Here is a 20302-nt window from a genome sequence, read left to right on the forward strand (position 1 = left end):
GACAACATTATGAAAAAAATCAAAATAAACGTGGGCGCAGCAATCATCACTTCCTTTCTTTGCGCCGGGGGCGTAGGGACGGCTCAGGCGGACTCGGCCCCCACAGCAAGGATTCTGGTTGGCTTTCCAGCTGGAGGAAATGTGGATCTGGTTGCACGACTGATTGCCCCTGATCTGTCCAAAGCATTGGGGCGACCGGTGATCGTGGATAACCGACCGGGAGCCTCCGGGCGGCTGGCGATCAATTTGGCGACCACCTCAGCACCCGATGGCTCAACTTTTATTTTGACTCCCGGTGTGGCGCTCAGCCTGTATCCACATACTTTCACCGAACTGCGCTACGAGCCCTTCAAGGACCTGGCCCCTATCAGCAACGCAGTGAACTGGAATCTGGGGCTGGCCGTGCCCAGCAGCTCGGGCATCAAGACCTTTGCGGACTATGTGCAAAGTATCAAAGCCGACCCGAATCAAACCTTTTTTGCCAGTTCCTCGACCGGCAGCGGCCAGCATCTGGCCGGACTGTACTTGGGACAGACCCTGGGCGTACCACTGGAACACGTGGGCTACAAAGGAGCCAGCGAAGCCATCGTGGCGCTGGTCGGCGCGCAAATCCCAGCTGCGGTGCTGAATATTGGAGAGCTGATTCAGCAATCCGAGGCTGGCAAGATCAATGTGCTGGCCTTGTTTGACAGCAAGCGGGATCCTTTACTGCCCGACACCCCTTCCATTGCCGAGTTAGGTTATCCTCAACTGACGGTAAATGGCTGGCTGGCCTTTTACGCTCCCGCAGGCACCCAGCCTGAGCTGATACAGGCGGCACAAACGTCTATTGCCACGACCTTGAACAATGAGGCGGTCAAAGAAAAACTGCGTCTAGCAGGCATGCAAAGTGCCAGCAGTACACCTGAGGAACTGGACGCCAAAGGCAAGAAAGAGTTTGAGCATTGGCAGACAGTGATTCAAAGTCTGCCAAACTTCAGCAAGTTTTAAGGGGGCCTCAAACCAACCTTAAAGGGCCCCAAACAAGAAGCCGGAAGCTTAGCTATATGCTTGCGGCTTCCTCTTAGCCATCAGTCTGCATCAAGAGCAACACGAGGCTGAGCTACACACCCACATAAGCCACGCACAGGCCGTAAGCCAGCACGCCGGTCAGTGTCGAGCCCGCAATGCCACCCGGCCAGCGGCGACCCAGCAGAACCCCTGCCAGACCTGCCAGCAAAGGTGGCAGGTCCAGGGACATATGCTCGGGGCGCAGCAAGGAGATCAGGGACACGACCAGCAAAGACACCACGCCTGCCGGGCCGATTGCGCCAAACAGACGTGGCCAAATCGACACGCGGCTGGGGTCTGCCTTGCCTTGACGCCCACCCAGGCGCAAAGGCAGGTAACGAATCAAAAATGTGCCTATGCCTGCCAGCACAATCATGAGCAGAAAACTCCAATCCATCTCTACTCCTTAAGCACGGCGCAAGGCCATCAAACCACCGGCCAGCATGCCGACAATAATGGCCAGATACGATGGCAGGAAAGCCATGGCCAGCACAGCTCCCACGGCGGCAGCCACCAGCACCGGCAAAGGTGCAGAACGGCGGATTTCCAGCAACAAGGCAAAGAACAAGGCAGGCAGGACAAAACCCAGCGTCTTTTCCAGCACGGGGGATTGACCGAGCAAATCGCTGGCGAAGAAAGCCCCTACGGCGGTCCCCAGCACCCAGGACAAATATGAGCCCAGTTGCAAGCCGCAGTACCAGGACTCCTGTTCCTGAGCCGGTTGGCGGGCCACGCCGGCGGCGGAAGCGGCAAAGACCTCATCGGTCAGGCCAGGAGCCATGAACAGGCTGGACACGGTTCTGGGGCCAGTGAAAAAGCCCATCAAGGTTGGGCCGTAGAACACATGGCGCAGGTTCATGAGCAGCACAATGCCCAAAATACTGGGATAGGCGGCACCAGCCACCAGCAAGCTGATCAAAATGAACTGGCTGGCCCCCGCGTACACAATCAGGGACACCATCACTGCCAACCAGGGCGACAAGCCGGCGTGCACCGCCGTCAAGCCAAAGGAAATCGCTACGGGGACATAGCCCAAGGCGATAGAGGCGCTGTCCCGCAAGCCCCGTCGATATGCCGAACCGATGATCATGAAAAACCTTGCAGCGCCTGCCTAGGCCTGGAATGCACCAATAAAGATAGCCGGGTCCACCCGTGCGTTATTCAGACTGACGTTCCAGTGCAGATGAGGGCCGGTTGCACGGCCTGTCGCACCGGAGCGCGCCACCACATCGCCCTTGCTGACACGATCACCCACGCGCACGTCAAAGGCCGACAAGTGACAGAACATGGTGATCAGGCCCTGACCGTGATCCACAAATACGGTTTTACCGTTAAAGAAGTAGTCCGCCACGATGGTGACAATTCCGTCGGCGGGCACTTTGACCGCCGTGCCGGTAGGTGCAGCAAAGTCCAGGCCCGAATGTGGGTTGCGCTCTTCGCCATTAAAGAAACGGCGCAGACCAAACGGACTGGTCAGGCGACCCGGAACCGGCTTTTCAAAGACCACATTGCTGGGGCCTTCTGTGCGGAAGCTGGCATAGGCCTGCATCTGCTCTTCGTATTCGCGCTCAAACCGGGCCTGCTGCTGCGGGTCCGGGTTCACATGCGATTTGTTTTTCAGGGTAATGCGCTGCTCGCGGTAGCGCTTGCTACCCACCTGAAACGCCACGCCCGACTGTCCTTGCACGGAGATGCTGTGCTGGCCCGGCTGGGTTTTCAGGTCCAGCCCAACAATTGCTTTCCAGCGCTGATCAGCATCCTGAATCACCAGCACACGGTTGCCATTAAAGTGCACCACCGGGGCCGAGCTAGCTGTACCCAGGTCCAGCACAGCCACGCCACCCGGCACAGGGCGATGCAATGTACGTTCGATAAACGTGCCCTGCCCAGGCGCAGCATAAGCCAAGTACGGTGCCGTCAGGCCCCAAACAGTTGCGGCGCCTAAAAGGCGCCGCCGTACCAGGGAAATATCAGTGTAATTCATCAGAATGCTCTTTGAAAAACACCCTGGAGCCAGCAGGCTCCAGGGTTACAGGCTCTGATTCAAGCCGCTTTATTCATTCTCACCGCTGGAGGTCAACTCTTTTTCCGCTTCTGGCAGAAGCTGCACTTTCTCTTCCACACGCATGGCTTGCAGAACAGCCTGGGTCTCGGTACGGGCCATGGCTTGCGTCAGCTGTGCAGTCAGCATGTCCAGACCAGGATTGCCGGACTTGCCGGGCTCGTGGCTCAAAATCTGCACCACGGTGTAGCCCTGAGGCTGACGATCACCCACATAGGCAGGCAGCTTGTCCACGGGGTTGGCCAGCACCTTGTTCAACAAGGCTTCGTCCATTTCCGGGAACTCAGCACGGCTCACAGCAAACTGGGCCGAGAAGTTTTCAGGTTCGGTACCGGCTTGCAGCTGTTTCAGGTAGTCCTCACCGGCTTGCACGGCCAGGGCAGCTGCCTTTTCACGGCGCAGGTTTTCCTCGGCAATACCGCGTACTTTATCCAGTGCAGGCACATGAGCGGCAGTCACGTCGGTGACGCGCAGGGCAATCAAAGTGTCAGGCGACACTTCTACAACGCCTGCATTCTTGCGCGAAGCCAGGGTCTCGGCATTGAACAAGGCTTGGCGAACACGGCTGTCATCCAGCACGGCTGCATCGGGGCTCTTGGCGGCAGCCAGATCACCTTCAACTTGCGAAGCTGGAATCAGACCTTGACGGCTGATGCCTTCAGCCTGCTTCAGGGTCAGGCCCAAAGCGTTGGCGGCGGCTTCCAGATTGTCTTCGTTGTCGTAAACCAGATTGGTCAGCTTGCTGGCCATATCGGCAAAGCGCTCGGAAGCCAGTTGCTTGCGCACTTCGTCCTGCACCTTGCTACGGGCTTGCTCAAAGGACTCGCCTTGCTCGGGCTGAACTTCGTTGCTCTTGAAGATGTGGAAACCGTTGGGGCCTTCGATCACGCCGGACACGTCGCCTTTACGCAGGGCAAACACGGCGCTTTCCAGCACGCTGGGCCAGGAGCCCTTGCTGATCCAGCCCAATTCGCCGCCTTCACGGGCGCTACCTTCGTCCTGGGAGTTGGCACGGGCCAGGTCGGCAAAGCCTTCTTTATTGGCCTGAGCTTTTTCAGCCAGTTCGCGGGCTTTGCTCTGAGCCGCTTCACGCTCGGCATCGGAGGCACCGGCAGGCAGTGTCACCAGAATATGGCTGATGTTCACACGACCAGCTTGCACGTAACGAGCCTTGTTTTGCTCGTAGTATTGCTTGAGCTGATCCTCGGTAGGTGTTGCCAGATCTTTGGAAGCCGCCGCTTCATTCAGCAGCAGGTATTCCACTTTGACTTGCTGAGGCAATTCCAGCGATTGCTTGTTGGCGTCGTACCAGGCTTGCAGATCGGCATCGCTGATCTGAACCTTGGACTCGAAATCGCGGGTCAGGAAGCTGCGTGTGCGCACACCGCGCTCTTCGGTCAGGGCGATTTCCAGCTTGTTCATCACGCTGGGCAGCATGGAGGAGCTGGCAGCCACGGGGCCGAGCACGCGTTGCAGAGCCATCTGGCCGCGCTGGCTTTGCTCGAAGTCACGGGTATTAATCCCTGCCGAAGCCAGAACCTGGCTGTAAAGGGCGGGCGAGAAAGAACCGTTTTCCTGAAATTCCGGCATAGTGGCGATGTAGTCGCGCAGGGCAATGTCGGAGACGTTAAAGCGAGCGGCCGTGGCCACTTCGATTTGTACACGCTGATCAATCAAGGATTCCAGCAATGCACGACGGCTATCCAGGCTGTCGGCCTGGGCCAGATCAAAACCGGAAGGATTGTTGCGCTGCATATCGTCCAGTTGCATGCGGCGCGCACGATCAAATTCCTGGGATGTAATGGCGCTATCGCCAACTTTGACAATATCGCTATCGCCAGAAACGTAGCTGGAGTAGCCGCTGACGCCAATCAGTACAAAAGACGGCAAAATCAGCACTAACAGGACCAGCTGCATGACGCGTTGGTTCTTACGGATAATCTCGAACATTAATCATCACCTACTTTCGCTTGCAGCAGGGCGCTGCGGGTGGCGCATCAGGCCGCAAAGCCCGGCTCGGCCTGAAAATATACCGTATATGAAAACCGTACAGTGTACAGCCCCGGTTAAAATAGTACATTGGCTTTTTATCACGCCTCTTGCGAGTCCGCCATGCCTTCAATGAATCATCACTGGCCCTACCCCGCTTTGATCGCCCACCGTGGCGCCGGCAAGATTGCCCCGGAGAACACCCTGGCCGCCATTCGGGTCGGTGCCCAGAACGGTTTTCGCATGATGGAGTACGACGTCAAACTGAGCCGTGATGCGGTTCCCGTGCTGCTGCACGATGACGAGCTGGACCGCACGTCCAATGGTCAAGGGATTGCCTCCAGGCTGACCTTGGCCGAGCTGTCCGCTCTGGACTTCGGGGCCTGGCATTCCTCCGCCTACGCTGGGGAGCCCATGCCCACATTAAGTTCGATAGCCGCCTTTACCCTGGCCAATCAGGTTCACAGCAATATCGAAATCAAGCCGACTACCGGCGACGAAGCCGAAACAGGCCGACAGGTCGCCCTGGCCGCCCAGGCCCTGTGGGCACAGGCCAGCTTGCCGCCACTGCTGTCTTCCTTTTCTGAAGAGGCTCTGGAAGCGGCGCAGCAAGCCGCCCCCACCCTGCCCCGCGCCCTGCTGATTGAAGAAGAAGTTCCGGCAGACTGGGCCGAGCGTCTGGAGCGTCTGGGCTGCATGGGTCTGAATTTGAACGACCGCTTCGTCAACCAGGCTTTGGTTCAGGCGATTCGGCAAAAAGGCTATACGGTGGCTGTATGGACCGTGAATGATGCCGAGCGGGTACGCGAACTGCTGGATTGGGGGTGCAATGGCATCTTCACTGATAAAGTCACCACCATTCGCCCCGACACTCTTTAATTAAACCGCAACACCAGGATTTCTCTTGTTCAGTTACCGTCACGCCTTTCATGCTGGCAATCACGCGGACGTGCTCAAGCACGCCACCTTGCTGCATATCTTTAATTACTACGCTCAGAAAGACAGCGCCTTCAGCATTATTGATACCCACTGTGGTGCCGGTATTTATGATCTGGAGCACGACTGGGCGCAAACCAAGGGCGAGTTCTACGACGGCCTGGACCGGGTCTTGCAGCAAGACGACTACCCGGAGCTGGTGGAACACTATATTGATGCCATTGCCGACCTGAACCCGGACGGAACCGCGCGCTACTACCCCGGTTCCCCCTGGTTGGCGCTGGAGCGCTTGCGCACGCAAGACAGCTTTCACGGCTTTGAACTGCATCCATCCGAATTTGAAGTGCTAAGCGACAACGTGGCGCAACTGTTCCCCCAGGGCAACCGTCGGGTGCGTCTGTATCCGGAAAATGGTTTTGAACAGTTGGGACGCCTGCTACCGCCGCCGTCACGACGCGCCATCGTGGTGATGGACCCCTCTTACGAGGCTAAATCCGACTACCAGCAGGTCTTGAACAGCGTGAAAAACGCCCTCAAGCGCTTTGCTCAGGCCTGTATCGTCGTGTGGTATCCCATTGTGCAGCGGCCCGAAGTGCAGGCCTTGCAACGCAAGCTGGAGCAACTGGATACGCCCTGGCTGCATGTCAGCCTGTCGGTTCGTGCTCCGGCCAAAAATGGGTTGGGATTGCATGGCAGTGGCCTGTTCATCAGCAATCCTCCCTGGACGCTGCTCAAGGCTCTGGAACAAAGCATGCCGTGGTTAACAAAAACGCTGGCCCAGGATGACAAGGCCAGCTTTCAACTTCGTCACTCGGGGCTGTAAGCCGCCCCTTTGCCTTTAGGCCAGGCTCTCGGATTCTTTCATGTAGCGCCACTGGCCCATAGGCAGGTCGCCCAGCACCAGATCGCCAATACGCACGCGCTTCAGACCCACAACCTTCAGACCGACCAGTTCACACATGCGGCGAATCTGGCGTTTCTTGCCTTCGCGCAGGATAAAACGCAGCTGGTCATCGTTCTGCCAGGACACTTGGGCTGGCAGCAAGGGCTTACCGTCCAGGCTCAAACCAAAGTTCAGCAGTTCCAGACCGCGCTCGCTCAGCTTGCCGGTTACACGCACCAGATATTCCTTGTCGATGACCGAGTCTTCGCCAATAATCTGCCGCGCAATACGACCATCCTGAGTCAGGATCAGAAGGCCGGTGGAATCAATATCCAGACGACCAGCCGGAGCCAGACCGCGCAAATGCGCCGGGTCAAAGCGTTGACCACCGCGGCCACCCTTGTACTGTGTGGCAGCACCGATCAGGGAAACCGCATTGCGATAACCGGCTTCGGCTTGCCCCGACACATAGCCTACGGGCTTGTGCAGCAAAATAGTGGCACGTTGGGTCTGACGCTGACGCGCTTGTTTTTCCAGTGTGATTTTCTGATTGGGGTAGGCTTTGCTCCCCAATTCAGAGACGATTTGACCGTCCACACGCACCCAGCCGCGCTCGATGAAAGCATCCGCCTCACGGCGTGAACACATGCCGCGCTGGGCCATTAATTTTGAGATACGTTCTTTTTCCATGAGCGCTATTTTATGGCTTTGGCGATAATACAGGACATGAAATTTCCCTCCAGCACAAAAAAACCCTGGCATGAGCAGGTTCACCCCTCTGCCACCCCTGCTCAAAAGTACTGGCTACACCGTCCCGGCGCCCTGACCGGCGGTCTGCGCCGCTTGGGCAAAGTCCATCTGGAAGTCGTCAGCGAATACGCCTGCCGCCTGAACCCGCAAGAAGCCGCTTTGATTCGAAAGCCGCCAGGCACGCTGGCCTGGATACGGGAAGTGTCCATGGCCGTGGACGGAATTCGCTGCGTGATTGCCCGCAGTTTCACCCCCCTGCCCGCTTCGCACAGCGTCTGGCAAGGCATACGGCGGCTGCGCAGCCGTCCGCTGGCCGACATGCTGTATAACGATGCCCAGATACAACGTTCCGCCTTTTTAAGCTGCCGTTTGAATCGCGGCATGAGCTTTTTCCGCACGATCGAGCGCGCCCTGAACCCCAGTGGCGAACCGGTTCCGCAGGCTCAGCAGATTCTGTCGCGCTGCTCCGTCTTCTGGCGGCACGGTCAACCCCTTCTGGTGGCCGAATCCTTTATGCCAGCCTTCTGGGCACGCGGTGCTACACTGGTTTAGCTGAAATTCAGCATTAACTAATAAAACAAAGTTATATACCGAGCCAAACCATGTCCACGCAAGCCGATCCAAGCCGTCGCAACGCCTTTATTCTTTCTGGAATGCAAGCACTGGGCGGGGCCAATCCGGCATTGGTGGTAGCGCTTAGCAGTCTGGTTGGCCAGAAAATGGCCAGCAGCCCGGACCTGGCAACCTTGCCGGTGGGTATTTTCAACCTGGGTCTGGCTGTAGGCATTTTGCCCGCGGCCTATCTGATGCGCCGCCTGGGACGCCAGGGTGGCTACATCATCGGTGCCTTGCTGGGCATAGGAGCGGGTCTACTGGCCGCCGCCGGGATTTACAGCCTGTCCTTTGTCATGTTCTGTGTGGGCACCCTGCTGGCCGGGCTGTATGCCTCTTATGTCCAAAGCTATCGCTTTGCCGCCGCCGATGATGCCAGTGACACCTTCCGGCCCAAGGCCATTTCCTGGGTCATGGCCGGGGGGCTGCTGGGAGCGATTATCGCCACGCAGACGATTATCCATACGCAGGATATCTGGCCGGAGCACCCTTTTGCCGCCGCCTTCCTGGCACAAGCAGCCCTGGCGGCCCTGGTACTGCCCTTCGCCTTTGGCCTGCGCCTGGCACCAGGCACACGGAATCAGCAAGAGAAAATCCCCTACACCGGACGTCCCCTGCGAGAGATTGCCTCCAATAGCTACTTCATTATTGCGGTCGTAGCCGGGGTCGCTTCTTATGTGCTGATGAACTTTCTGATGACGGCCTCGCCCTTGGCCATGGTCATGCACGGCCATAGCCTGAAAGAATCCACCCTGGGGATTCAGTGGCATATTCTGGCCATGTTCGGCCCAAGCTTTTTTACCGGCAACCTGATCAAGCGCTTTGGCAAAATCCCTGTCACCTTTGCAGGCGTGCTTTTGCTGGGACTGGCCAGCATTGTGGCGTTGCTGGGCATGACGGTGCCTCACTTCTGGGTCAGCCTGATCTTGCTGGGTCTGGGCTGGAACTTTGGTTTTATCGGTGCCACCAATATGGTGGTGGACTGCTACCGCCCCGAAGAGCGTGGCCGTGTACAGGCTTTGAATGACTTCATCATCTTTACCTGTGTGGCCTTGTCCTCCTTCACCTCGGGCCGCGTGCTGGCCGTGTATGGCTGGTACGGCGTCAATACCTGGACGCTACCGATCTCGGCAGTGGTGATGCTGGCGTTGGCCTGGCTGTATTTCAAGAACAAGCGTCAGCCCTACTTCGCCACTTAAGCAAAACGACAGCCGCAAAGCGACGGCTCATGGAAAACGGCCCCAAAGCCTGGATTAATCCAAAGCTTTGGGGCCGTTCTTCTTGCATTCAAATCATTGGCAAATAAGCGGGCTTGGGTCCACGTGGAAACTGAGCATCCAGTGCCTGGATATGCTCAGGCAGCAATATCAGATCCCCAGCGGCCGCGTTTTGCTGGGCATGAGCCGCACGCGATGCCTTGGGAATCACAAACACATTGGGGTCACGCAGCAAAAAGGCCAAAGCCACTTGGCGTGCGGTGGCCTGATAGTGGCTGGCAATCTCGGCCAACAAGGCCCCGCCTTCAGAGTCCGGCTCAGGGAAATCATCGTGACCGAAGGGGCTGTACGCCACCACATTGACTTTGTGCTCCTGACACCAGGGCATGACCGCATGTTCAATTGCACGCTCGTTCAGGTGATACAAAACCTGATTGCAGGGAATCTCGCCCGGACCCACGATGCCGTACAGCTCTTCCAGATCCGGCACATCAAAATTACTGACGCCCCATTGCTTGATCTTGCCTTGCTGTACCAGCTGATCAAAGGCCGCGCAGGTTTCTTCCAAAGGAACCTGGCCGGGCCAATGCAATAAATACAGATCCAGATAATCCGTACCCAAGCGCTTCAAGCTGGCCTCGCAAGCGCGGATCACACCCTGACGGCTGGCATTGAAGGGCAAAACTTTAGACACCAGAAAAGCCTCGTGGCGGCGGCCTTGCAGCGCCTGACCGATCAAGGTTTCAGCCTGCCCGTCGCCATACATCTCGGCGGTGTCGATATGGTTCATGCCCGCATCCAGCCCGGCCTGAAACGCAGCCATGCTTTGCGACCAATCGGCCTGCTCTACATACCAACTGCCCTGGCCCACCCGCGAAACACGCGGTGCCGACCCTAGTTTTTCATATCGCATCAGCTTGTCCTTCCATAACTACTGTCCAAACCCGCCCAGCTATAAGCACCTTACAGTGCGTCGCGGCCGCTTTCCGAAGTGCGGATACGAATAGCCTGCTCGACCGGCGTCACAAAAATCTTGCCGTCACCAATCTTGCCCGTATGGGCCGCTTTGATAATGGCTTCGATAATGGCATCACAACGATCAGCCGCCACCACGATATCCACACGAATCTTGGGCAGAAAATCCACCACATACTCGGCACCGCGATACAGCTCGGTATGGCCTTTTTGACGACCAAAGCCTTTCACTTCAGTCACGGTCAGGCCGTTAACGTCCAGCTCTGCCAGGGCTTCGCGAACTTCATCCAGCTTGAAGGGTTTGATGATGGCCGTAATTTGTTTCATGGTTACTCGCACGTCAAATTTAAAGAGGGTCTTTGGCACCGCCCGGCAAGGACGGGCGATGACTTTCTGCCGCCAGACTCAAGCCCAGGCTCAAGTCGCGACCGGTAGGCGACTGGAACAGACGCAAGCCGATTTCAGGCAGCACAGCCAGAATATGGTCAAAAATATCGCCTTGGATGCGCTCATGGTCCACCCAGGCGGTTTTATTGGTAAAGCAATACACCTCGATAGGGATACCGTCTGCCGTGGGCTCCATCATGCGCACCATCTGAATCATGTCCTGATGGATTTCAGGGTGGCGCTTGATATAGGCCATGCAGTAGGCACGGAAGGTACCCAGATTGGTCAGGCGGCGGTAATTGACCGCATCCATGCCCGCACGGCTCAACTCCTGGTTGGAGCGCTCCAGATCTTCTTTCTTCTCGTTCAGATAATCGCGCAGCAAGGCAAAGCGCGACAGGCTGTCCACTTCAGACGGAGTCAGAAAACGAACGCTGGAAGCATCAATGCTCAGGGTGCGCTTGATACGACGGCCACCCGACTCAAACATCTGACGCCAGTTGCGATAGCTCTCGGAGAACAGCTTGTAAGTGGGAATAGTGGTGACGGTCTTGTCCCAGTTCTGGACCTTGACCGTATGCAGCGCCATATCAATGACAAAACCGTCCGCCCCGGCCTGCTTCATCTCGATCCAGTCACCGATGCGCAACATATCGTTGGTACTCATCTGCGTGCTGGCCACCAGCGACAGCAAAGTGTCTTTAAAAACCAGCAAGAGCACCGCCGACAAGGCACCCAGACCGGAGAGCAGCAGAACGGGGGATTGATCCAGAATGATGGAGATCATGACAATAATGCCAATCGCCCACACCGCTATCTTGGCCACTTCCACATAGCCCTTGATGGACTTGGTGCGCCCCTTGCTGGAATTGGCGTAGACCTCTTGCCACGCCCCAAGCAGGCTGACAATCGCCATGATGAGAAAGACCAGAAAGCCCAGCAAGGCCACCCGTTCTATGATTTCCAGCAACGTCTTGGCCAGGGGCAGCAAGGTCAGATTGGAGCTGACCACCAGCAAGGGCACGGCATAGCCCACATTGCGCACAAAGCGCTTCTTGACCAGGGCACGCGCCCAATCGTCCTTGCCCGCCACTTTCAGCAAGCGCCGCACCAGGCGCGACAGTACGGAACTGGTCAACCAGCTGACAATCCAGACCAGCACCGTCAGCATGGCCAAACCGGCCAAAATCTGTACCCAGCGATCCTGCGGTAAATACGCTTCGATCCATTGCCATCCCAACAAATCGGCAAAGGTGCGTTCTTGCTCCATGTATTCTTCCTTGTCCAGCCAGCCCCAAAAAGGGCCCGCATGGTTTCCTAGAGTCTGAAAACTATCTAATATACTGCACAGCGTCTGTTTCCTGCGGGACTGGATGACCTGCGTCAGCCCGTCCGATCCACTATAATTGCCCTCTATGTCATCAAACACCCCCTCCTCTTCCCAAGACCAGTTCGCCAATAAGGCCATGGCCTGGTCGGCTCGCTTTTCCGAGCCCGTCTCTGACCTCGTCAAACGCTACACAGCGTCGGTGGACTTTGACAAGCGCATGGCCCGCTTTGATATTCAGGGTTCCCTGGCCCACGCCAGCATGCTGGCCGCCGTCGGTGTGATCACCGAGCAGGACAAGGCCGACATCGAGCGCGGCATGAGCCAGATTCTGGACGAAATCGCCCAAGGCCAGTTCCAGTGGTTGCTGGACCTGGAAGACGTGCACCTGAACATTGAAAAACGTCTGGTTGAACTGATTGGCGATGCCGGCAAGCGCTTGCACACGGGCCGTTCACGCAATGACCAGGTCGCAACCGATATCCGCCTGTGGCTGCGCAATGAAATCGACATTGCTCTGGACCTGCTGGCCCAGATGCAGCGCAAGCTGGCTGAATTGGCCCTGGCTCAGGCAGACACCATTTTGCCCGGTTTCACCCACCTGCAAGTGGCACAGCCCGTTACTTTTGGCCACCATTTGCTGGCCTACGCCGAAATGTTCCAGCGCGATGCCGAGCGTCTGCAAGACTGCCGCAAACGCGTGAACCGCCTGCCTTTGGGCGCTGCCGCTCTGGCCGGCACCAGCTACCCCATCGACCGTGAAATGGTCGCCAAGCTGCTGAACTTTGACGATGTATGCCGCAACTCGCTGGACGCGGTGTCGGACCGCGACTTCGCCATCGAGTTCTGCGCCGCAGCCGCCCTGATCATGACGCACATCTCCCGCTTCTCCGAGGAGCTGGTGCTGTGGATGAGCCCCCGCGTTGGCTTTATTGATCTGGCGGATCGCTTTTGCACCGGCAGCTCCATCATGCCGCAAAAGAAAAACCCCGACGTTCCCGAGCTGGCCCGTGGCAAGACCGGTCGCGTCAATGGTCACCTGATTGCCCTGCTGACTTTGATGAAAGGCCAACCGCTGGCCTACAACAAGGACAATCAGGAAGACAAGGAAGGTCTGTTCGACTCGGCTGATACCATTCGCGACACCCTGACCATTTTTGTCGACCTGATCTCCGGCATTAAGGTAAAGCCAGAAGCCATGCGTGCTGCTGCGCTGCAAGGCTTTGCGACCGCTACCGATCTGGCTGATTACCTGGTCAAGAAAGGCCTGCCTTTCCGTGACGCCCACGAAACCGTGGCTTTGGCCGTGCGTGAGTGCGAGCAACTGGGTTGCGATCTGGCTGATCTGAACCTGGAACAACTGCAAAAATTCGACAGTCGTATTGAATCGGATATCTTTGGCGTGCTGACCCTGGAAGGCTCTGTTGCTTCGCGCAAACACATTGGTGGCACCGCCCCCGAGCGTGTTCGTATCGAGGCACAGCGTATTCTGGATCGTATTCCAGGCTGATAAGAGCTTCGGCTGGAAGCAGAAAAAAGCCGCTCCTGTTCTAGGAGCGGCTTTTTCTATAGGTATCGAATCAGATTTGATCTGACGTGCTTTGTCAGTTGCGTCAGGGTTGGGACTGGAACTGCTGCTTTCGGCCAGAAGCAGGCGTTTAGTTCGGAAAAAGAAACCCATCCCATTTTTTAGTGAGAGATTCCGCCACCCTCCATGTCGGTGGCGGATGGCGGCAATGCCAGCACTTGATGGGATCAGCCGCCCACTAGATCTTCAAAGTGCTCTTCGCAGTAGAAAGTTGAGCCTAAGGCGTGCGCTGCAGGCTCTGCGCAGCAATCACAGGAATGGCCGTCTAAGTCAGCCCTGAACTGGCAGTTCGGACAGTGGCACTTGGTTTCGTCAAATTCTGTGTCAACGAACTCGAAGTCATACAGCGAAAACACACAACCACACTGGCTGCAGATGAAGCCCTCCTCTGCCATTTCTACACCCTCAAAGTCGTTATCTAGAAAGGGTGTCATAGCTGGGCCTCCAACTGGGTACGCACATCACGGGCCGTTGGGTGCCCTTGGGCCTCCGCCTGTTTAAGTAGCTTATAGGCCAGATCAATGTCCTGTTCAACCCCTTGACCAGTTGCCAAACACCGCGCTTGGTTAGTCAGCCCGACTGCTGAGCCCATTTGGGCTGCCTCCGAGAAAAGAATCCAGGCCAAGTGATGATTTGGTGCACCGCACTGACCGTTGAATTCGATCGCGCCCAACACATTGAGCGCATCGCCATTCCCATACTTTGCAGACATTTTGAGCCAATAACGTGCTTCACGCGAGTCAACCGGGATACCTTCGCCGTTTAGGTACATCAGCCCGAGGTTTAATGCAGCGTCAGCATCGCCCGCGTTGGCAGCTATACGAAACAGTCGTCGCGCTTTCACGACATTTTTACCAACTCCGTTGCCATGTAGGAAGCACAGCCCCAGGTTCAAGATAGGCATGACGTGATTGAGTTTACGGGCCGAGCGAGCAGCCGCCCGGTAAAGGGCAAAGGACTCAGGTGTGGATACTCCACCATTCTGATGGTCGAGGATGGTCGCCACCGTATTAAGGCTGTGATCGTCGCCCAGCCGAGCGGCATGTATCAGCAGATTGATGGCACGATTTCGGTCTTTGTGCACCCCATTGCCATTGAGGTAGATCATTCCCAGGCAGCCGATCGAAGCGGCGATACCGCCCTCAGCAGCTAGCTCAAAATGCTGGATAGCGTCGGGGATGCTTTTGGGAAAGTTTTCAGCCCCCTCCAAGTACATCCCACCCAGGTTATGGTGGGCAGTAAGTAGACCAAGTTCGGCTGCACGCTCGTACAGCTCGGCCGCTTTGATGAAATTACGACCATGGCCTAACCCTTCGCTGTACATCCAGCCAAGGTTAAAGGCGGCCATTGGATGTCCTTTCTCCTGCGCTTCCTGAAAGCGCTGCTGGGCCGTGTTGTAGTCTTTCTTCCAAAGAGCTGATAGTCCAGCGTGGTACAAGCGATCCTTCAGCTCGCGCCCTGTGGGATCATCGGCGATAGAATTATCAGCGTTTCGAAGAGTAACCCATTCCGGAGTAAACACATCCCGGCAAAGCCAAAATGGAACCGGTGAACGGCTGCATACCGCCCACTTGCCATCACCCATAGGCTTTATGTACGGCTCAGCGTCGACAAAGTTGTCACGCCATACGCCGTCGATTTCCGTTTTGCTCAGGGTGTGATTCAGAGCTGCTTGCCAGATCTCAATGCGCTCCGCTGGGCTAAGCTTAAAGGCCACGGGAAGCGGCCAGCGCCAGATTTCTGCTGGCATCGAGATTCCATACGCCTGCTTTAATGCACGACTCAAGCGCTCAAATATTGCAGCGCCGAACGGGATGGGGGAGTGTTTGAGCTGACCATTCAGGAGCTCATTGCTGGACCTGTTTGTAAGCGCGTGAGACACAAGCTCGCGAACAGCACTTAGGCTGCCGTCGAAGTCAGGATGGTGTTGCTTGAGATGCTGCTGAAGGGCTTTAACGAATGGGCTGAACTGATCTTTATCGATCATGGCTAACTCCGATATCCAATCCCTCCCCCAATATCGAGTTAGAACCATAGCAATTGTGAACTGCATTGAGTTCAGATGCTGGCGTTACAGAAGGCGATTCGGTAGGGGAGGGATGCCCTGGCTCACCTTAGGCTCTTCGAGCCGCTTAGCCAGCGGTCATACTTTAGAGGATATCTGCTAGAGAATCAAGGGACAAGATGAGTAGTCAGCTTCGCTGCTGATACTGGCGAGTCCCTTACTAATTACATCTCCAGGCCTGCTAAACCCCTCCAGCAACGATCGAAGAAGCGGCACCGCCCCAAAGTGCAGGTGCCGCACTCAACGTTAAGGCTGAGGCTGAATCAACAGCATCGTGCTGGTTTGCGCATTACGGCGAATGTCCGAGTGCGTCACATCCATCGTCTTGCACTCGAAGTTCTCGTACAGCTTTAACTGATCCTCGTAATGCGGGCTGCGTACGCCATTACGATCCGTGAATCCGCTTTGGCCGGGCGGCATGGCATCGCAGAACTCCACGCCCTGGGTATCAAACACCACACGGTTGTTTTCCGTGCCACGGTTCTGATAGCCGGTAAAGGCAAAGGTATTGCCAGAAGTCGTCTGCGGGGTGCCTGTGAAATTCTTGTCACTGAAGCGATGCACCGAGGTCGGCATGGTCCAGCGCTCCATCTGAGTGCCCTGCTCCTGGCTCAAACGAGCCTGCGCATTTTGCAAAGCAGTGTGCATGATTTCCTGAGAAGAACGCTCACCAAAGACATTCACACGCTTGGGATCAGGATGTGCTTCCAACGCCAAAGCACGCAACAGAACCTTGGTGCCCATGCTCAAGTTGATCGAACCGGGGTTGGGGCCTTGCTGGGTAGCAAAACCAGTCTGGCTGTACATGGCGCGGTGGGACTCGGGCACGACAGGCATCAGGACCTGCTTGTACATTTCTTCCAGCCAGGTTTTGAACAGCACCCGTGCCGGTCCGGTATTTTGCCCAGCTTGATCGTGTTCCATACCATCCCATGCCAGCAAGGTCGTCAACGCAGCCTTGCTACCATCATTGGCAGGCAGACTTTGCGCCAGCTTTTCCAGATGCGGACGGAAATAGCGCCAGTTCACATCGCTATAGGACGCCTTCTTGTTGAACGCCCAGATCTCCTGCACGCTGAACACGTCTTTCTGCTGATACTGGCTGGCCAGCTCGTTCATACGGTCGCCATAGGTCCAGTAGTAAGTATCCGTATTGGTTTTGTCCGGCGCAGGCTTGTTGTTCCAGTTAACCAGATAGCCTTGGGGTGGGTTGTAGGCTTTGGGAATCGCGTCGAAGCTCTTGGTGCCCTGCCACTCCATGCTGCCATCCCCTTTAGCTGGCACGCGGATATCCTGATCGGCAGGACGCTGGGGCAAGAAAGCAGGCGAGACATAGCCGATATTGCCGTGCTTGTCGGCGTAGTACCAGTTAATGGAAATAGCCATCTTGCTGGCCTGATCCAGAAACTCCGTCCAGTTGCGTGCCTTGGCAACGTTCAACCACGCCAGCAAGGACTGCACCTCATAACCATCCCAGCTGCGTTTCTTGCTGTAAGCCGCACCCTGATCGTAATCAAACTGCATCACAGGACCGTGTACGGTGCGCCAGATCGTCATTTCACGATCAGCCTGACCACGCACCTGGATGCGCTCCTTGCGTTGCTCCATCGTGCGCCAGGCATTGTTGAACCAGTACTGATCAGCACGCGCCGGATTCAGTTTCTCCTGGTACATATCCACCACGTCCTGAGGACCAGCTGTCGCCCCCCAGGCAATCTCGCTATTGGTGCCAAACAGAACAATCGGATAAGCAAAAGGCGTGTTGCCCACTACATCAAAGCCCGCACCGTGCAGACCGATACCGTAGGTGTAGGCCGGGTTGTACCAGCCAAACTGCGGGCCGTTGATCAGGACCGTAGATCCATCCTGAACACGTTCGGGGCGAGTACTCCACAGATTGCTGGCCTTGGGTGCAAAGTCTGGGCCACGGCCACCCCAGTGCTTGTCCTGACGCTCCAATTCGGCTTCCAGAACTTCCGAAGAAACATGGGCCAGATTCTGCGTCCCTGCTTGCGCCTGTGGTTTACGTTCGGCAGCGGGTGCCGGAACGGTGGTGGGAGCGGTCGTGTCATTGACCCACAGCAATTCATCAAACAAGGCACGGCCACGTTCCGGGCCGTGCTGTTTTTCCAGAGACTGACGCATGGCCAAGGCGGTCACTTCCAGATTCGTGTCCGAGAAGCGATTGGCCATGGAGCCCACCCAGATCATGACCACATCAAAGTCCGTCAGCGGCTCGGGCTGGAAATCAAAATCCACGTATTCTTTGGGCAGCAGCTCTGGACGACGGCGCACCTGCTCCAGATAGGCGTTATAGCCATCGGCATAGCCACGGAAAATGTCGCACTCGTCCTTGGACAAGGCTGCGATCTGTCGCTGTATGGAAGCGGGTGTGAAGTTCTGCCGTACCTGCATGTCGTACTTGACGTAGACATCCTGATCGCCAGGGCCCAGGACGGCGGCGGTTGTGCCTACAAAGGAGCGACGCGCCATATCCATCTGGAACAGCCGGTCTTGGGCGACCGCATAACCATAGCCGTAATACAAACCATAGTGGCTGTCGGCAAAGACGTGCGGCACGCCATAGCTGTCACGCATCACCTCTACCGACTGCACCTGCGCGTGGGCCGGTGCCCACGCCAAACCCAAGATCAAACCAGCGGCCGCAACCCCTGTACGAACAAGCCCTTTCTGCATATCTGTCCCTTGTTTTTATGATACTGAAAATTCTTATGAACCTAAAATATTGAAGCCAATACAAATAGGAAATCACAATGTAAAGCAATCAGGATCGAAAACAAGTAAGGGCTTGCCCTAGTCAGCGCTGCTGAACAGGGACTTGAAAACGGACTTAGAAAGACACCAGACGACCGGGATTTACCGCGCTCATCATGCCTATCGCGGCCTTGACCACAGGGATAGCCAGACCCGATAACTGGTGGCCCAGAGGAATGCTGCGGTGGGTGATGTCCGTCAGCATGGCAAAGTCCTCGTTACGACCCATCACGTCGTCACTAATGGCTTTACCAATACGCACGGTTTGCGCCACGCCGTGGCCACTCCAGCCATGCACCATGTAGACGGGCACCGCGTCCTCGGTTTTGCGCGAGTCGGTCGCCCCGTTCAGGGTGAAGTCACTGATCCCGCTCCAGGAAAAGTCCAGCTGCACCTGCTCCAGCTGCGGGAAAACCGTCTGGATACGATCCAGCAAGTAGTCATTGATACGGTCAGGGGACCAACTGGTACCTGTACCCTGCCCGCCAAACAACAAGCGGTTTTGACGCACGGCACGGTAATAGTCGATCTGGAATTGCGTGTCATACACCGCGCGGTCTGTTGGCAGAAGCTCACTGACCGGACACTCCAGCGGCTCGGTCACACCCACATAGGTATAGAACGGGACGGTGGTATTGGACTGCGTAGGCAAGAACTGCGAGGTCGTGTCATGCACGGCCAGCACCAAAGCCTGACGCGCCAGAATCGTGCCACCGGGGGTGATGGCCAAAGCACCTTTTTCTGTCTGCTCGATCTCCTCGACCGGGCTGCCTTCATACACTCGACCGCCATGCTGAACCAGGCCGTAAACCAGACCACGCAGCAGCGCCAAGGGATGCAGTTGACCACCCAAGGTATCCACCACGGCACCGTGATACAGCGGCGAGCGGATTTCCTGCTCCAGCTCGTAGCTACCCACAATTTCCACACTGGTATCACCCAGGTAGCGGCGGGCATCCGCCCCCTCCACCAAAGCACCCATATGGCCTGCATGAACGGCAGCCGTCAAATGGCCACGACGACGATCAAAGTCCAGCTCGTAATCCTGAGCAATCTGATCGAGCAGATCCATGGCTTCATGCGAGGCAAAGCGCCACAAGCGACGAGCCTCATCCAAAGGCAGATGGGCAATCATGTCTGCGGCCTCCCAACGGGCCAGGCCTGGTGTTAACTGGCCGCCGTTACGGCCTGATGCCGCGGAGCCAATACTGTCTTTTTCCACCAGCACCACATCCAGACCGGAGCGGGCCAGGTGCAAGGCGGTAGAGGCACCCAGCAAACCACCACCCACGACCAGCACATCACATTGCGTGTCGGCTTGCAGAGGGTCAAAGCGGTTCCAGGGAGCAAGTGATGCTTCGTAATACGTCGCGGGCGCGACGGTTTCGTTCAGATGATCTTTTCGCCAGTTCCACAATCGGGGGTTACTGACCAGCAAGCTCTCTGCACTGGAAACATCGTTTAAAAGAGTGGGTTTAGAAATAAGCATAAATGTCCTGTGTCTGTCACGGCCTTTTGGCCGCCTGGATCACAGAGCGGAATGCTCCGGTGACGCCCCGTCAACGCGGCGTTCCGTTCTGTCTCGTTATCAACACCGCGTCGTAAAAACGGGGTGGAACGATCTTCTTCTACACTGTAGAATTAATTTATTCTACTCTGTAGAGTTAAACTTGGCAAATCTGCCCT

17 protein-coding genes are annotated in these 20302 nt (G+C 56.6%); 6 read left to right on the forward strand and 11 right to left on the reverse strand.

Annotated elements, in window-relative coordinates:
- The first annotated feature begins 9 nt into the window (after positions 1–9).
- A complete protein-coding gene (locus tag DUD43_RS10715) occupies positions 10–990 on the forward strand; it encodes a tripartite tricarboxylate transporter substrate-binding protein (RefSeq protein ID WP_153230283.1) in 981 nt (326 codons plus the stop codon).
- Positions 991–1102: 112 nt separating this feature from the next.
- Here the strand turns inward: DUD43_RS10715 and DUD43_RS10720 are convergent, their stop codons facing one another.
- From DUD43_RS10720 to DUD43_RS10735, 4 genes are all read right to left on the reverse strand, one after another.
- Positions 1103–1447, reverse strand: coding sequence for an AzlD domain-containing protein (locus tag DUD43_RS10720; RefSeq protein ID WP_153230284.1), 345 nt, complete (start codon positions 1445–1447; stop codon positions 1103–1105).
- Between the two features lie 9 nt (positions 1448–1456).
- Positions 1457–2140 (reverse strand): AzlC family ABC transporter permease, encoded by a 684-nt coding sequence (locus DUD43_RS10725; RefSeq protein ID WP_009457111.1) that lies wholly within the window; start codon positions 2138–2140, stop codon positions 1457–1459.
- A 21-nt stretch (positions 2141–2161) separates the two neighbouring features.
- Positions 2162–3034, reverse strand: coding sequence for a M23 family metallopeptidase (locus DUD43_RS10730; protein ID WP_153230285.1), 873 nt, complete (start codon positions 3032–3034; stop codon positions 2162–2164).
- A gap of 69 nt (positions 3035–3103) precedes the next feature.
- Positions 3104–5062, reverse strand: a complete 1959-nt coding sequence (locus DUD43_RS10735) for a SurA N-terminal domain-containing protein (RefSeq protein WP_153230286.1) — start codon at positions 5060–5062, stop codon at positions 3104–3106.
- Positions 5063–5233: 171 nt separating this feature from the next.
- On the opposite strand from DUD43_RS10735, the gene ugpQ reads away from it, so the two are divergent.
- Positions 5234–5980: a glycerophosphodiester phosphodiesterase gene (ugpQ, locus tag DUD43_RS10740; RefSeq protein WP_153231602.1), complete on the forward strand. Its 747-nt coding sequence runs from the start codon at positions 5234–5236 to the stop codon at positions 5978–5980.
- Positions 5981–6005: 25 nt separating this feature from the next.
- The gene (locus DUD43_RS10745) at positions 6006–6860 is read left to right on the forward strand and encodes a 23S rRNA (adenine(2030)-N(6))-methyltransferase RlmJ (protein ID WP_009457117.1); all 855 of its coding nucleotides are present in this window, start codon (positions 6006–6008) and stop codon (positions 6858–6860) included.
- A 15-nt stretch (positions 6861–6875) separates the two neighbouring features.
- Here DUD43_RS10745 and DUD43_RS10750 read toward each other — a convergent pair whose 3' ends face one another.
- Positions 6876–7610 (reverse strand): pseudouridine synthase, encoded by a 735-nt coding sequence (locus DUD43_RS10750; RefSeq protein WP_042480926.1) that lies wholly within the window; start codon positions 7608–7610, stop codon positions 6876–6878.
- Positions 7611–7646: 36 nt separating this feature from the next.
- On the opposite strand from DUD43_RS10750, the gene DUD43_RS10755 reads away from it, so the two are divergent.
- Both DUD43_RS10755 and DUD43_RS10760 read left to right on the forward strand, forming a co-directional pair.
- Positions 7647–8222 carry a chorismate--pyruvate lyase family protein gene (locus DUD43_RS10755; RefSeq protein WP_153230287.1) on the forward strand — a complete coding sequence of 192 codons (576 nt, stop codon included), beginning with the start codon at positions 7647–7649 and terminating at the stop codon, positions 8220–8222.
- A 50-nt stretch (positions 8223–8272) separates the two neighbouring features.
- Positions 8273–9481: an MFS transporter gene (locus DUD43_RS10760; RefSeq protein ID WP_153230288.1), complete on the forward strand. Its 1209-nt coding sequence runs from the start codon at positions 8273–8275 to the stop codon at positions 9479–9481.
- 88 nt (positions 9482–9569) lie between these two features.
- On the opposite strand, the gene DUD43_RS10765 is transcribed toward DUD43_RS10760, so the two are convergent.
- From DUD43_RS10765 to DUD43_RS10775, 3 genes are read right to left on the reverse strand one after another with little or no spacing between them, the layout of a single operon-like run.
- Positions 9570–10412, reverse strand: a complete 843-nt coding sequence (locus DUD43_RS10765; protein WP_153230289.1) for an aldo/keto reductase — start codon at positions 10410–10412, stop codon at positions 9570–9572.
- Between the two features lie 50 nt (positions 10413–10462).
- Positions 10463–10801: a P-II family nitrogen regulator gene (locus DUD43_RS10770; protein WP_003799650.1), complete on the reverse strand. Its 339-nt coding sequence runs from the start codon at positions 10799–10801 to the stop codon at positions 10463–10465.
- Positions 10802–10820: 19 nt separating this feature from the next.
- Entirely contained in the window at positions 10821–12131 is a 1311-nt protein-coding gene (locus DUD43_RS10775) for a mechanosensitive ion channel family protein (protein WP_153230290.1), read from the reverse strand.
- A gap of 145 nt (positions 12132–12276) precedes the next feature.
- On the opposite strand from DUD43_RS10775, the gene argH reads away from it, so the two are divergent.
- Complete coding sequence (gene argH, locus DUD43_RS10780) at positions 12277–13698, forward strand: argininosuccinate lyase (RefSeq protein ID WP_137430302.1); 1422 nt, start codon at positions 12277–12279, stop codon at positions 13696–13698.
- Positions 13699–14206: 508 nt separating this feature from the next.
- Here the strand turns inward: argH and DUD43_RS10785 are convergent.
- From DUD43_RS10785 to DUD43_RS10795, 3 genes are all read right to left on the reverse strand, one after another.
- Positions 14207–15763, reverse strand: a complete 1557-nt coding sequence (locus DUD43_RS10785; RefSeq protein ID WP_194273380.1) for an SEL1-like repeat protein — start codon at positions 15761–15763, stop codon at positions 14207–14209.
- Positions 15764–16087: 324 nt separating this feature from the next.
- A complete protein-coding gene (locus tag DUD43_RS10790) occupies positions 16088–18538 on the reverse strand; it encodes a penicillin G acylase (protein WP_153230292.1) in 2451 nt (816 codons plus the stop codon).
- 154 nt (positions 18539–18692) lie between these two features.
- Entirely contained in the window at positions 18693–20105 is a 1413-nt protein-coding gene (locus tag DUD43_RS10795; RefSeq protein ID WP_228125764.1) for an NAD(P)/FAD-dependent oxidoreductase, read from the reverse strand.
- Positions 20106–20302: the final 197 nt, after the last annotated feature.

The sequence above is a fragment of the Alcaligenes faecalis genome (assembly GCF_009497775.1).
Taxonomy (GTDB): Bacteria; Pseudomonadota; Gammaproteobacteria; order Burkholderiales; family Burkholderiaceae_B; genus Alcaligenes; species Alcaligenes faecalis_D.